The sequence below is a fragment of the Bacillus sp. FMQ74 genome (assembly GCF_001875785.1).
Lineage (GTDB): Bacteria > Bacillota > Bacilli > Bacillales > Bacillaceae > Bacillus > Bacillus stercoris.
This window is the reverse complement of record NZ_MOEO01000005.1, coordinates 199863-211917: the sequence shown is the minus strand read 5'-3', so window position 1 is coordinate 211917 and position 12055 is coordinate 199863. Positions and strand designations below refer to the sequence as shown.

Below are 12055 nucleotides of genomic sequence, written 5' to 3'. Positions count from 1 at the left end.
TGGAGGATGAAAAAATGGAAAGTAAAATCGAGATTCTTTCAACAATTAATGTAGAGCATTCTGATGATCTGTATAAAATTGTGGACACACTGAATCGGACACTGAAAAGAGACAATCTGATGTTCGGTCTTGCACTTGATGAAGAAAACAAAAACCAAGCCGTTTTTACCATTTATCGTACGTAGGTGAGAAGATGAGAAAAAAAGCATTAATATTTACCGTCATTTTTGGTATTATTTTTTTAGCAGTACTTCTTGTCTCGGCAAGCATTTATAAATCAGCCATGGCACAAAAGGAAGAGGGGCACGAAGCAGCAGCTGCTGAAGCTAAAAAAGAAACCGATCTCGCTAATGTTGATCAAGTCGAAACATTTGTCGGAAAAGAAAAATATTATGTTGTCAAGGGTACGGATAAAAAAGGCACTGCCTTATATGTCTGGGTTCCTGCTGATAAAAAAGCAAAAATTCTCTCAAAAGAAGCAAAAGAGGGAATCTCGGAAGACAAAGCGGCGAAAATCATACAGGATGAAGGGCTGGTTTCAAAGCAAAAAGAGGTTCATCTGGCAAGAGAAGGAAACGTCCTGCTTTGGGAAGTGACGTACTTAGACAAAGAAGGGCAATACAGTTTAAGTTATGTGGACTTTACAACTGGAAAGATTCTCAAAAATATCACGCCTTAAGACGAATTAGGGGGAGTTCAAGTTGAAACTGGCAAAAAGAGTATCCGCATTAACACCATCAACCACACTGGCAATCACAGCGAAAGCGAAAGAACTGAAAGCCGCAGGCCATGATGTCATCGGCTTAGGAGCAGGCGAACCTGACTTCAATACACCGCAGCACATTATTGATGCCGCTGTGCGTTCGATGAACGAGGGCCATACGAAATACACGCCTTCAGGTGGTTTGGCTGAACTGAAAAACAGCATTGCAGAGAAATTTAAACGCGACCAGAATATTGAATACAAACCGTCTCAAATTATTGTCTGCACTGGTGCCAAACATGCCCTGTACACCCTTTTCCAAGTGATTTTGGATGAAGAAGATGAAGTTATTATTCCAACGCCTTACTGGGTAAGCTATCCGGAGCAGGTGAAACTCGCTGGCGGAAAGCCTGTTTATGTACAAGGGCTTGAGGAAAATCACTTCAAAATTTCGCCTGAGCAGCTGAAAAATGCGATTACGGAAAAAACAAAAGCAATCGTTATTAACTCTCCAAGCAATCCGACTGGAGTTATGTATACGGAAGAAGAACTGTCTGCGCTTGGTGAAGTATGCCTTGAACATGACATCCTAATTGTGTCTGACGAAATTTATGAAAAACTTACATACGGCGGAAAGAAACACGTTTCCATTGCACAGCTGTCTGACAGACTGAAAGAGCAAACGGTCATTATAAACGGCGTATCGAAGTCACACAGCATGACGGGCTGGCGAATTGGTTATGCGGCTGGAGCTGAAGACATTATAAAAGCGATGACGAACCTTGCTAGCCACAGCACGTCAAACCCGACATCAATCGCACAGTACGGAGCGATTGCTGCTTATAACGGACCTTCTGAGCCATTGGAAGAAATGAGAGAAGCTTTTGAACATAGATTAAACACGATCTATGCAAAGCTCGTAGAAATCCCTGGGTTCAGCTGTGTGAAGCCGGAGGGTGCTTTTTACTTGTTCCCGAATGCAAAAGAAGCGGCTCAATCTTGCGGTTTCAAAGATGTAGATGAATTTGTTAAAGCGCTTCTCGAGGAGGAAAAAGTTGCGATTGTTCCTGGATCCGGATTCGGTTCTCCAGAAAATGTCCGTCTTTCTTATGCCACCTCGCTAGATCTTCTTGAAAAAGCGATTGAAAGAATCAAACGTTTTGTCGAAAAACATAGCTAATAGATAAAAAAGCGGCTGACAGAAAGCCGCTTTTTATCTGCATTGACCCGGTTAGTTAAGAGCGGGTATAATAAAGTGATGATAAAAGAGTTCGCGGGGCAATGAGCTTCCGAATGTCTTTCTTGTTTTGGAGGGAAATATGTTGAAAACAACAATCAACCAAGTGTACAAGCACGTAGGTGAGGAAGTAACGATCGGAGCTTGGGTCGCTAATAAGCGTTCAAGCGGGAAAATTGCATTTTTGCAGCTTCGGGACGGTACTGGTTTTATTCAAGGTGTCGTAGTAAAAGCGGAAGTGGAAGAAAGCATTTTCCAAACAGCTAAATCAGTGACTCAGGAAACGTCACTCTATATAAAAGGGATGGTCAAAGAGGACGAGCGTTCCCCGCTTGGATATGAACTAGCTGTGACAGATATTGAAGTCATTCACGAAGCGACTGATTATCCAATTACACCAAAAGAACATGGTACGGAATTTTTGATGGATCACAGACATTTATGGCTTCGTTCAAAGCGCCAGCATGCGATCATGAAAATCCGTAATGAAATCATTCGTGCGACTTACGAATTCTTTAATAATGAAGGCTTTGTAAAAGTGGATCCGCCGATTCTGACAGGAAGTGCACCTGAAGGAACAACAGAGCTCTTTGCGACAAAGTACTTTGATGAAGATGCGTATCTGTCTCAAAGCGGCCAGCTTTACATGGAAGCTGCGGCAATGGCTTTAGGAAAAGTATTCTCTTTCGGACCGACATTCAGAGCGGAAAAGTCTAAAACAAAACGCCACTTAATCGAATTCTGGATGATCGAACCGGAAATGGCGTTTGTAGAGTTTGAAGAAAACCTTCAAGTACAGGAAAATTACGTTTCTTTCATCGTGCAATCCGTTCTTAAGAATTGCAAAATTGAATTAAACACATTGGGAAGAGACACGTCAAAACTTGAGCAAATCAAAGCTCCTTTCCCAAGAATCACGTATGATGAAGCGATTGAATTTCTGAAAGAAAAAGGCTTTGACGATATCGAGTGGGGAGATGATTTCGGAGCGCCTCATGAAACAGCAATTGCTGAACACTATGACAAACCGGTATTCATCACTCGCTATCCGACGTCTTTAAAACCGTTCTATATGCAACCGGCTTCTGACCGTGAGGACGTCGTGCTTTGCGCTGACTTGATTGCACCGGAAGGCTATGGAGAAATCATTGGCGGATCTGAACGGATCCACGATATGGAACTTTTGGAATCGCGTCTTAAAGAACATGGACTGGATTCTGACGCATATAAATGGTATGCTGAACTTAGAAAATATGGATCAGTTCCTCATTCAGGCTTCGGTCTTGGATTAGAGCGGACAGTAGCTTGGATCAGCGGAGCGCCTCACGTTCGTGAAACGATCCCGTTCCCAAGACTGTTAAACCGTCTGTATCCGTAATACATTCAAATGAAACAAAAAAGAGTCTCCTGCAAGGGAGACTTTTTACAGTAAAGGGGAAATCACAATCCTTTACAGTAAGAGGTGTGACGATGAAAAAACAGCAATTTATTGATATGCAGGAGCATGGAATATCAACAATCCCCAATGTTCTGCTCACGCATTATAAACAGCTTGGGCTTAATGAAACAGAACTTATTCTGCTGTTAAAAATTAAAATGCATTTAGAAAAAGGATCATATTTTCCTACACCGAATCAGCTGCAGGAAGGTATGTCAATTTCTGTTGAGGAATGTACAAACAGATTGCGCATGTTTATTCAAAAAGGCTTTCTGTTTATTGAAGAATGCGAGGATCAAAACGGCATCAAATTTGAGAAGTATTCTCTTCAGCCTTTATGGGGCAAGCTGTACGAGTATATCCAGCTTGTACAGAATCAAACACAGGAAAGAAAAGCAGAAGGGGAACAAAAAAGCCTTTATACCATTTTTGAGGAAGAGTTCGCAAGGCCGTTATCGCCTTTAGAGTGTGAAACGCTGGCGATCTGGCAGGACCAGGATCAGCATGACGCACAACTGATCAAACACGCGTTAAAAGAGGCTGTACTGTCAGGAAAACTTAGTTTCCGCTACATTGACCGGATTTTGTTTGAATGGAAGAAAAACGGGCTGAAAACTGTGGAGCAGGCAAAAATACACAGCCAAAAATTCCGGCGGGTTCAAGCAAAGCAGAATGAACCGCAAAAAGAGTATAAAAGGCAGGTTCCTTTTTACAATTGGCTTGAACAATAAAGTGAAAAGGTGACAATCGTGTTAAATCTAAAACAAATTGAATTCTGTTTGGACAAGATAGGTGACATGTTTCCTCATGCGGAGTGTGAACTGGTTCATTCCAATCCTTTTGAATTAGTGGTGGCTGTCGCTTTATCTGCTCAATGTACAGATGCACTTGTAAACAGAGTGACCAAAACATTATTTCAAAAATATAAACGGCCGGAAGACTATTTGGCTGTCCCGCTGGAAGAGCTTCAGCAAGATATTAAATCAATCGGTTTATATCGTAATAAAGCGAAAAATATTCAAAAACTGAGTAAAATGATTATTGAAGAGTACGGCGGAGAAGTGCCGAGGGACCGCGATGAGCTAGTTAAACTGCCAGGGGTCGGAAGAAAGACTGCTAACGTAGTGGTATCGGTTGCCTTTGGCGTGCCGGCCATCGCCGTAGATACCCATGTGGAGAGGGTCAGCAAACGGTTGGGCATCTGCCGGTGGAAGGACTCAGTGCTGGAAGTTGAAAAGACGCTGATGCGCAAAGTTCCAAAAGAAGACTGGTCCGTTACGCATCACCGCCTTATTTTCTTCGGCAGATATCACTGTAAAGCCCAATCTCCGCGCTGTGCGGAATGTCCGCTGCTTTCTTTATGCAGAGAAGGGCAGAAGAGAGATAAAAAAGGACTGGTGAAACGATGACGCAAGCGAAAGAAGTGTTGGCTTCCTATGAGCAATACTTGCGGAGTTTTAGCCAGATGAACTCTTCGGAGAGGAAAGAAGTCTTGCAGACCAACCCCTTGTATTTTGATTTCTGCACGGAATTACAAGGCGATTTACCTTGGGAGGACAGTGGAAAGTACGTTCCGCTTTTATTTGAAGTGTGGGAGGACATCAAAGCATCACTTCTCCCTGTTTTTCAAACACGAAAATCGAGATGTGACCAAAACGAAATGCTAAAGGGAATTGTGTGTTTGCTGGCTTCGTTACATTGGACAGCAGGTGAGCCGGTGAAATCGCTCGATTGGCAAGAACTGAGGGAGAAATCGTATCCTGCAAAGCCGATTAATTGGGCTGAACGAGTGGAATTTATTCTTCTTAAACCGACCCAATACCATTGCTTTATTCAGCTTGATGAGCTGTTTACCGAAATGAAAAAGCATTTTTATAAATATCATGCGATGAATCGATAAAACCTCCTCTTAAAACGGGAGGTTTTTTATTGTGTACCAAAAAAAGCCATCACCCCAAAGGTGACGGCTTTTTTGTTTAATTTGTTTTTTCAATTGATGATGAGTTTGTTTGTGCTTTATTAGATGTGTCTGTTTTGTTTTTATTCGTGTCAGAACCCGATGAATCATTCGTATCTGTATTCGAATCATCGGACGTATCCTGGTTGTTGCTGTTGTTACTGTTATTGTTAGATTGGTCTTGGTTATTGTTGTCGGACGGATTGGTGTTCGTATTGTCTTGTTTTTTGTCTTGATCGTTTGTTGGATCATCTGTCTGATCTTGATCCGTCTGACCGTCATCTTTTTGAGAATCATCCGTTTGTGTATCATCCTGAGTCTTCTCATCATCTTGTTTTTCATCATCCGTTTGTTGCTGGTCTTTTTTATCTTCATCGTCTTCAGCTTTTGGCACCTCATAGGATGTGGAAGCTGTGCTTTTGCCATCATCACTGACGGCTGTTACTTCGAATTTGTACACGGATCCTGGCTGCACACCCGAAATGACGGCTTCTTTTGCAGAACTGTTTTGAATTTCCGAGTAGCTGCCGCCGTCAACAGATTGCTTAACAGCAAAGGTCGCATCTCCGTCATAATTCCAGCTTAACGTTAGAGATTGATTGTCTTTATCGTATTTCACGTTTAAACCAGACAATTTAGCTGTTTCCTCTTTTTCTTCTTTCTCATATGTTTTAGAAACAGTAGAAGGAGCTGTGCCTTTAACAAAGTACTCTGTGAGCTTCTTATCGCTTGGCGTATTTGGCCCTGCCAGTTTTGCCGGATTAGAGCCTTTTTCTACGGTGGCTTCTACTACGCTGTCAGGCTTCTCAAATGATCCGCTTCCGTCATCGACATCGGCGATGAGTTGGGCGAATAGACGTTTTGCGACTTGCTGCTCTGTTTTATTTAAAGATTTTTTCCCTATCTTGTTCCCTGAGTCTACACCTGTCCACACGGCAGCAGTATATTGAGGAGTATATCCCACAAACCAAGAATCTGGTACACCGCCTGGTGCGATATTGTATTTTTGCATTGTCGTATCGTCAAAGTTTGTTGTACCTGTTTTACCTGCGACTTCCACTCCTGGTACTTGAGCGAGCTGTCCAGTACCTGTCTTAACAGCTGTTTTCAGCATATCTGTAATCATAAACGCAGTATAATCGCTCATGGCTGATTTTGATTTTGGCGTTAAATCAAGCTTCGTGCCATCGTTAAATTCGATAGATTTTACAAAATGCGGTTCATTATACGTTCCGTTATTTCCAAACGCGCTGTATGCCCCTGCCATTGTCAGTGAAGAGACACCTGGGTTCTCGTCGCCGAATCCCCCGATAGAATACGATTCATACACTTTTTCTTTATTTAACCCGAGCCCTAATCCGTTAGCAAAGTCTACTGCCGCATCTTTTCCGACTGCTTGGAATGCTTTTAAAGCCGGGATGTTACGAGATTGGGCAAGTGCTTCACGCATAGACATGAGTCCTTTATATCCGCGGTCAAAGTCTCGGATAGGTGTTCCATTTGAATACGTGTAAGCCGAGTCGTCTATTTGCTCATAGGTAGACCATTTTTTGTTTTCAATAACTGGACCATAGTCTAAAATCGGTTTAATAGTAGAACCAGGCTGAGTTTTTCCTTGCGTAGCATAATTGAAACCACCAACTGTAGAATCTCTTCCCGCACCAATCGCGCGGACTTCTCCGGTTTTTGTATCGAGAAGCGTAACGCCGCCCTGCATGCCTTCAGTAAATCCGACGGTGTCTCCGTCCATTAATTCATCTAGTTTATCTTGTGCTTTTGTATCTAATGTCGTATAGATCTTTAATCCATCAGCAGATGGATCGACATCAGATTTTTCATCAATTTCTTTCATGACTTCTTCAACAAACGCGCTGTATTTATTTGAGTTTGTTTTTTCATATTCCTTCTGTGACACAATGCCTTCGTCTTTCACTGCCACTTTTTTCGCTTTGTTGTATTGAGAATCAGAAATAAATCCTTGTTTTTTCATCAGACTGAGGACGATGTTCCGTCTTTTTTCCGCTTTATCCGGGTTTTTAACCGGGTTGTACGCTGTTGGGCTCTGCGGCATGCCTGCCAGTGTGGCAGCCTGTTCGACAGTCAATTTGCTTAAATCTGTGACGCCGAAAAACTCTTCCGCCGCTTTTCCGATTCCGTATGCTCTAGGAGAAAAATAAATCCGGTTTAAATACATTTCTAAAATTTCATCTTTAGAGTAATTGCGCTCCAGCTGAATCGAAAGCCATACTTCCTGCACCTTCCGTTTTAACGTCTTCTGATGTGAAAGAAGGGAGTTTTTGACGACCTGCTGGGTGATCGTACTTCCGCCTTCAGCTCCGAAGCCGTCTGTAAAGTTGGCAACTAAGGCGCCGCCGATACGGACAGGGTCAATCCCGTGGTGCTCATAAAAACGAGCGTCTTCTGTCGCGATGAAGGCTTCTTTCACAACATCTGGAATTTGATCTATCGGCACGTAGGTCCGTTTTTCGGCGCCGACTTCAGCGATTTCTTTTCCGTTTTTATCGTATATTGTTGATGAATAAGGCGTCTTCAATTTGCTTTCATCCAGTTTTGGCGCATCTGAAACCATGACGGCAAATGTAACGGCACCGCCGACTACGCCTAAAACAAACAGAATGAGTAAAGTGAAAAGGGTCTTTTTAAACAATCCGCCCTTTTTTCGTTTCTTTCCTTTTTTTGGTGAAGGACCCGACTTGCTGTTCGCTTTTCGTCGAGCTTCACGGCTGTTAAATTGATCTGACATAACATCTCAACCTTTCGTTAATCAACCTTTCGCACCAGATGATGGCGAAAAATAAAGCTGTTCAATAATACTAATATAATCAATTCTAGGTGCGTATCCAAGAGAAATCGGATAAGCCGCTTCTTCCAACTCATCTTTTCGAATTGATTTTCTGCCGTTTTTTTCTTTTCTGTCCCAGAAATAAAACAGCTTATCGGCTTCCAAAAAATAAACCTGGTCGAAAGCGGATATAATAACAAAACAAATACCGTCTTGAGCCTTTACCTGCTTCATATGCTCGATTTGATGGTCATGGAAATTCTGCAGGGGGAAAGAGGTCTTGTTTTTCGTTTCTTTCGCCTCAAAATCAATATACCGTCCTTTGTAAATCCCATTGTAGTCTGTTGTCGATGATTGTTTAAAGTAAGCTTCTTTAATCACTGCGGCACTTCTTTTTGGATAATGGACATTTACAATTTGAACAGGTGTCGGCTTTTTGTGTATAACGGCAATTTGGTTTGTCAGATAATACTTATTCGTTTCGTTTAAGTCATCTTCGAGGGTCATTCCGCGATTACTGTATGACGGGGCCCTTTTCTGACTGCTTTGGGATGAAACCGAATGTTTCGGCTGAAATGTTTTTCCGTTAGGATACCGAATCACTTTCTCATCCTCCTTATTAAACTATTCATGTCGGAAGTGAATGAACGTGCAAGAACAACAGACCATCAGAAAGCTTCTGAGCCGGATTGAGCGGCAGACAAAAACAAAAAACGCGGATAACATTTCAAGAACGAATGCTTATAAATCATTTTATGACCGTCATCCGGAAATCAAATGGTCACTCTTGGCTTCTTTCGTTTCTCGTAATGCCGGCTGGTCAATGACTGACTTAAAAGGCAGTCTGTTTCAGCTTGGACTCCGTGAGAGACAGCAAAAATGGTTCTTTTTAGCCTACGAAAGAGCGAACTGGCTTATTTTTTCGGATGCCTATCCGCAGCTTCTTTTGTACCACTGGTCAAAAAAAGTCGGGAAACCGCTGTTTCATCTTCTGCATGTGTTTGGCGTCTCACAATTTATGTCGGAAGAATGGGACCGTTTTTGGCATGAGCGAAACACAGAGCGGCTAATGTATGCCCTCATTATAAATGAACAAAACACTATCCAAACACCTATTATACAAAATCCTTCGTTTAAAAAGAATGTTTTTGATACGATTCCTTTTTATTTAAGTGACTGGTTTCATTTTAACACCGTTATTTTTCCTTCCTCAGACGGGTTTCTTTACGGCATTTCAGTGAAACGCTTTTCAAAGGCGGAGGAAAGGATAAGACTGGGAAAGCAGCTGTCTCAATTGCTGTTCAAGCCAGAATTGTTCTCCTCTTTTTATCACTTTTTGCACACAGTGCCGCACACAGGTTCCCGTTTTGATATGGAAAAGATGATCGGGATTACAAAAAGAACATCTCCTATGTTAAGGACATGCTATCCTGAGGTAATCCACTCATTAGACGGAACGAAAACAGATTGGTTTCATGGAAAGATAAAGAAAACGTTCTTTAGGCGCGAGGAATTGCCGAAGCAGATTGAATTGACAGACTGGTATTTACATAAAAAGCGCCAGCTTCATGCGCTTTTTGCGGTGGAACATTGGCTGAAAAAATAAAGAAGCAAGGAAATTCCTTGCTTCTTACGTAGAAGGGCGGTTCGGGCCGCCTAATTTTTTATCTAGAGAGTCGATTGCTTTTGATTCAGTCTTTTTTTGTTGGCCGGCTTTTTTCGGTCTAGTTTTCATACGGCACCTCCTCACAAGTATCGTTTGCATTAAGGAGGAGGATCATACAATTTTTGCGGGTGTTTTTGTCGAAAACTTCAGCTTTTCGTGGAATACCTGTTTGTTTGGCGATTTGCTTCTAGTTTTGTCATGAGGAAGGAAAGAGCCTGGAGAGCAAAGAATTTTAACCGGGAGAGACGAGGAAAGGGAGGTACACGAATGTCCGATTATGTAAGCAAGACAGATATTCTCCGTATGCTTTCTGATATAGAAGATGAATTAACGCGAGCTGAGCAAAGCCTGAATCATTCTGTAAATGCATTAGAGGCTGAGATGCGGGAATCGGAAAACGATCGCCTGAGTGTGCTGGAAGAAGAAATCATAGATCTTCATATTTGTATAAATGAGCTGTATCAATCGCCTGAACACAGGTATGCGTTTGAGAAGGTATACCGCATCGGCTGAATTTGCGAGTGAAATTTGGTACGATAGGTATTGAGGTGAAAGGTATTGCTATCACAAACATTGCTGGAAATGACCGAGCAAATGATTGAAGTTGCTGAAAAAGGCGCTGATCGATATCAGGAAGGGAAAAACAGTAATCATTCTTATGATTTTTTTGAGACGATAAAGCCTGCAGTTGAAGAGAATGATGAGCTGGCGGCTCGCTGGGCAGAGGGTGCTCTTGAATTGATAAAAGTCCGCCGGCCAAAATATGTGCATAAAGAGCAAATTGAGACCGTAAAGGATAATTTCCTGGAATTGGTCCTTCAATCATATGTTCATCATATTCATAAAAAACGATTCAAGGACATCACTGAGTCAGTCCTTTATACATTGCACGCAGTAAAGGATGAAATTGCAAGAGAAGACAGCCGGTAAAAGGCTGTCTTCTTTTCGTTTTTATAGGGGGCCGGACGTTAATTCATCTCATATGCCGGGCTTTCTGCTCCATTTGCTTCGAGAACCTTCATACTGTTACGAAACTCAGTTATGCTAAGATGTCCTTGAATATAGAGGAACTTGGCAAAGTCCATCAGTTTATTCATACAGTCTGTTTCATATTTCTTCATTTCTGCAAAACGTTTGCTTAAGTATGATACGTTCATAATGGTGCATCCCCTCTCATCTGTATTAAAAATATGGTACCATAATGATTCGACTTTTTTCTGTTTTTAAAAAATTTAAACTTTCGACACAATTTGACAAATGCTAATCATCACTTGTGACACAAACAATAGAAGTCATTCATACATATATAGAAGAGAAATATGTTGAGTTTAGGGGGAATCGCAATGAACAGGAGCTCTCGAAGCTATCCTCGGCAAATGGGCTATTATTATCCTCAGCAAATGCAAGGATATTATCAGCAGGCTGCACCCGGTTATTTAGAGCAACAACTGCCTCAGCAGCATTATGGACAGCAGGATTATTATCAGCCCTATGCTCCGATCCAGCCTATGCCTATGCAGCCGCCTGTATTTTCCAACCCTTATCCTATCCCAAGGCCTAATCAACAGCAGCCTTCGCAATTTCAAAGCATTATGTCGCAGTTCAAAAAAGCCAATGGGCAATTTGATTTTAATAAAATGATGGATACGACAGGTCAAGTAATGAGTGCAATGAATCAGGTCGGATCTTTAATAAAGGGATTTACCAGCTTTTTTAAATGATAGAAGCATGAATGAATCGTTCATTCATGCTTATTTTTTGGAAAGAAAAGTGTCATTGTCTGCTCGTTCCAAGACGTTTCCATATCTTCTTGGCGAACTTCATAAGGCAGCTGAACCGTTCTTGTCATGCTTGTAAAGGTAGCCTCATTTTGGTGTTTCTGTTTTTCTTGGAGTGTTACATGGAGATACCTCGATTTAACATCAACGACGATCTCGCCATCTCGAAACGTCGCCGGAATGGTAATATCGATATACAGCCCAGTATCTCTTTCTCTGACATGTATGGTCGTCTGCACATCCTTTAAACTCGAGTTGATCAGGTTCTGAAATCCGTTTATAAGGTTGCCGAACGCTGAGGATTGAAAAAGAGCGTCGATTGCCTCCGTTATGATTTCTTCTTTCTTTTGCAGTTCGTTCTTTTTGTCATCATAGAATTCCACTTCTGCCACCGCCTTTTTTTAACCAGATTATGCGTCTATGCCAGATGTTGTTATAAATTGAAGCAAAATTGAAAGTGTGGTTAAATAGTG

Annotated in this window: 16 protein-coding genes; 11 read left to right on the top strand and 5 right to left on the bottom strand. The window is 41.8% G+C overall.

What is annotated here, in order from left to right; genetic code table 11:
• Positions 1-14 precede the first annotated feature (14 nt).
• The 7 genes from BLL41_RS11985 (at position 15) to BLL41_RS11955 (ending at position 5278) form a co-directional block, all read left to right on the top strand.
• Positions 15-185 (top strand): YpmA family protein, encoded by a 171-nt coding sequence (locus tag BLL41_RS11985; protein ID WP_003225588.1) that lies wholly within the window; start codon positions 15-17, stop codon positions 183-185.
• 8 nt (positions 186-193) lie between these two features.
• The gene (tseB, locus tag BLL41_RS11980; RefSeq protein ID WP_071578011.1) at positions 194-679 is read left to right on the top strand and encodes a cell wall elongation/penicillin-binding protein regulator TseB; all 486 of its coding nucleotides are present in this window, start codon (positions 194-196) and stop codon (positions 677-679) included.
• Positions 680-701: 22 nt separating this feature from the next.
• Positions 702-1883, top strand: a complete 1182-nt coding sequence (gene aspB / locus BLL41_RS11975; RefSeq protein ID WP_014664380.1) for an aspartate transaminase AspB — start codon at positions 702-704, stop codon at positions 1881-1883.
• Positions 1884-2025: 142 nt separating this feature from the next.
• Entirely contained in the window at positions 2026-3318 is a 1293-nt protein-coding gene (asnS, locus tag BLL41_RS11970) for an asparagine--tRNA ligase (RefSeq protein WP_083428004.1), read from the top strand.
• Between the two features lie 92 nt (positions 3319-3410).
• Positions 3411-4109 (top strand): DNA replication protein DnaD, encoded by a 699-nt coding sequence (dnaD, locus tag BLL41_RS11965; protein WP_071578009.1) that lies wholly within the window; start codon positions 3411-3413, stop codon positions 4107-4109.
• An 18-nt stretch (positions 4110-4127) separates the two neighbouring features.
• Positions 4128-4787, top strand: a complete 660-nt coding sequence (gene nth / locus BLL41_RS11960; RefSeq protein WP_014664377.1) for an endonuclease III — start codon at positions 4128-4130, stop codon at positions 4785-4787.
• Positions 4784-5278 (top strand): YpoC family protein, encoded by a 495-nt coding sequence (locus tag BLL41_RS11955; RefSeq protein WP_071578008.1) that lies wholly within the window; start codon positions 4784-4786, stop codon positions 5276-5278. The genes nth and BLL41_RS11955 overlap by 4 nt, the downstream gene beginning before the upstream one ends.
• A 76-nt stretch (positions 5279-5354) precedes the next feature.
• On the opposite strand, the gene BLL41_RS11950 is transcribed toward BLL41_RS11955, so the two are convergent.
• Positions 5355-8099 carry a PBP1A family penicillin-binding protein gene (locus tag BLL41_RS11950; RefSeq protein WP_071578007.1) on the bottom strand — a complete coding sequence of 915 codons (2745 nt, stop codon included), beginning with the start codon at positions 8097-8099 and terminating at the stop codon, positions 5355-5357.
• A 21-nt stretch (positions 8100-8120) separates the two neighbouring features.
• Positions 8121-8741 carry a Holliday junction resolvase RecU gene (gene recU / locus BLL41_RS11945; RefSeq protein WP_014664374.1) on the bottom strand — a complete coding sequence of 207 codons (621 nt, stop codon included), beginning with the start codon at positions 8739-8741 and terminating at the stop codon, positions 8121-8123.
• Between the two features lie 40 nt (positions 8742-8781).
• Between recU and BLL41_RS11940 the strand changes: the two genes are divergently transcribed.
• The gene (locus BLL41_RS11940) at positions 8782-9744 is read left to right on the top strand and encodes a DUF2515 domain-containing protein (protein WP_071578006.1); all 963 of its coding nucleotides are present in this window, start codon (positions 8782-8784) and stop codon (positions 9742-9744) included.
• A gap of 24 nt (positions 9745-9768) precedes the next feature.
• Here BLL41_RS11940 and sspM read toward each other — a convergent pair whose 3' ends face one another.
• Positions 9769-9873, bottom strand: a complete 105-nt coding sequence (sspM, locus tag BLL41_RS11935) for an acid-soluble spore protein SspM (RefSeq protein WP_003225606.1) — start codon at positions 9871-9873, stop codon at positions 9769-9771.
• A 198-nt stretch (positions 9874-10071) separates the two neighbouring features.
• On the opposite strand from sspM, the gene BLL41_RS11930 reads away from it, so the two are divergent.
• Positions 10072-10317: a DUF5446 family protein gene (locus BLL41_RS11930; protein WP_071578005.1), complete on the top strand. Its 246-nt coding sequence runs from the start codon at positions 10072-10074 to the stop codon at positions 10315-10317.
• A gap of 45 nt (positions 10318-10362) precedes the next feature.
• Complete coding sequence (locus BLL41_RS11925; RefSeq protein ID WP_021481525.1) at positions 10363-10734, top strand: YppE family protein; 372 nt, start codon at positions 10363-10365, stop codon at positions 10732-10734.
• Positions 10735-10772: 38 nt separating this feature from the next.
• On the opposite strand, the gene BLL41_RS11920 is transcribed toward BLL41_RS11925, so the two are convergent.
• Complete coding sequence (locus tag BLL41_RS11920; protein ID WP_003230690.1) at positions 10773-10961, bottom strand: YppF family protein; 189 nt, start codon at positions 10959-10961, stop codon at positions 10773-10775.
• A 186-nt stretch (positions 10962-11147) separates the two neighbouring features.
• Between BLL41_RS11920 and BLL41_RS11915 the strand changes: the two genes are divergently transcribed.
• Complete coding sequence (locus tag BLL41_RS11915; protein ID WP_014477159.1) at positions 11148-11525, top strand: YppG family protein; 378 nt, start codon at positions 11148-11150, stop codon at positions 11523-11525.
• 20 nt (positions 11526-11545) lie between these two features.
• On the opposite strand, the gene BLL41_RS11910 is transcribed toward BLL41_RS11915, so the two are convergent.
• Positions 11546-11965, bottom strand: a complete 420-nt coding sequence (locus tag BLL41_RS11910; protein ID WP_071578004.1) for an Hsp20/alpha crystallin family protein — start codon at positions 11963-11965, stop codon at positions 11546-11548.
• Positions 11966-12055 lie beyond the last annotated feature (90 nt).

Bases quoted from the DNA above. Each gene is read 5' to 3' on its own strand.
- BLL41_RS11985 (WP_003225588.1), top strand. From the start codon at position 15: ATGGAAAGTAAAATCGAGATTCTTTCAACAATTAATGTAGAGCATTCT.
- tseB (WP_071578011.1), top strand. From the start codon at position 194: ATGAGAAAAAAAGCATTAATATTTACCGTCATTTTTGGTATTATTTTT.
- dnaD (WP_071578009.1), top strand. From the start codon at position 3,411: ATGAAAAAACAGCAATTTATTGATATGCAGGAGCATGGAATATCAACA.
- BLL41_RS11955 (WP_071578008.1), top strand. From the start codon at position 4,784: ATGACGCAAGCGAAAGAAGTGTTGGCTTCCTATGAGCAATACTTGCGG.
- BLL41_RS11950 (WP_071578007.1), bottom strand. From the start codon at position 8,099: ATGTCAGATCAATTTAACAGCCGTGAAGCTCGACGAAAAGCGAACAGC.
- BLL41_RS11940 (WP_071578006.1), top strand. From the start codon at position 8,782: ATGAACGTGCAAGAACAACAGACCATCAGAAAGCTTCTGAGCCGGATT.
- sspM (WP_003225606.1), bottom strand. From the start codon at position 9,873: ATGAAAACTAGACCGAAAAAAGCCGGCCAACAAAAAAAGACTGAATCA.
- BLL41_RS11930 (WP_071578005.1), top strand. From the start codon at position 10,072: ATGTCCGATTATGTAAGCAAGACAGATATTCTCCGTATGCTTTCTGAT.
- BLL41_RS11920 (WP_003230690.1), bottom strand. From the start codon at position 10,961: ATGAACGTATCATACTTAAGCAAACGTTTTGCAGAAATGAAGAAATAT.
- BLL41_RS11915 (WP_014477159.1), top strand. From the start codon at position 11,148: ATGAACAGGAGCTCTCGAAGCTATCCTCGGCAAATGGGCTATTATTAT.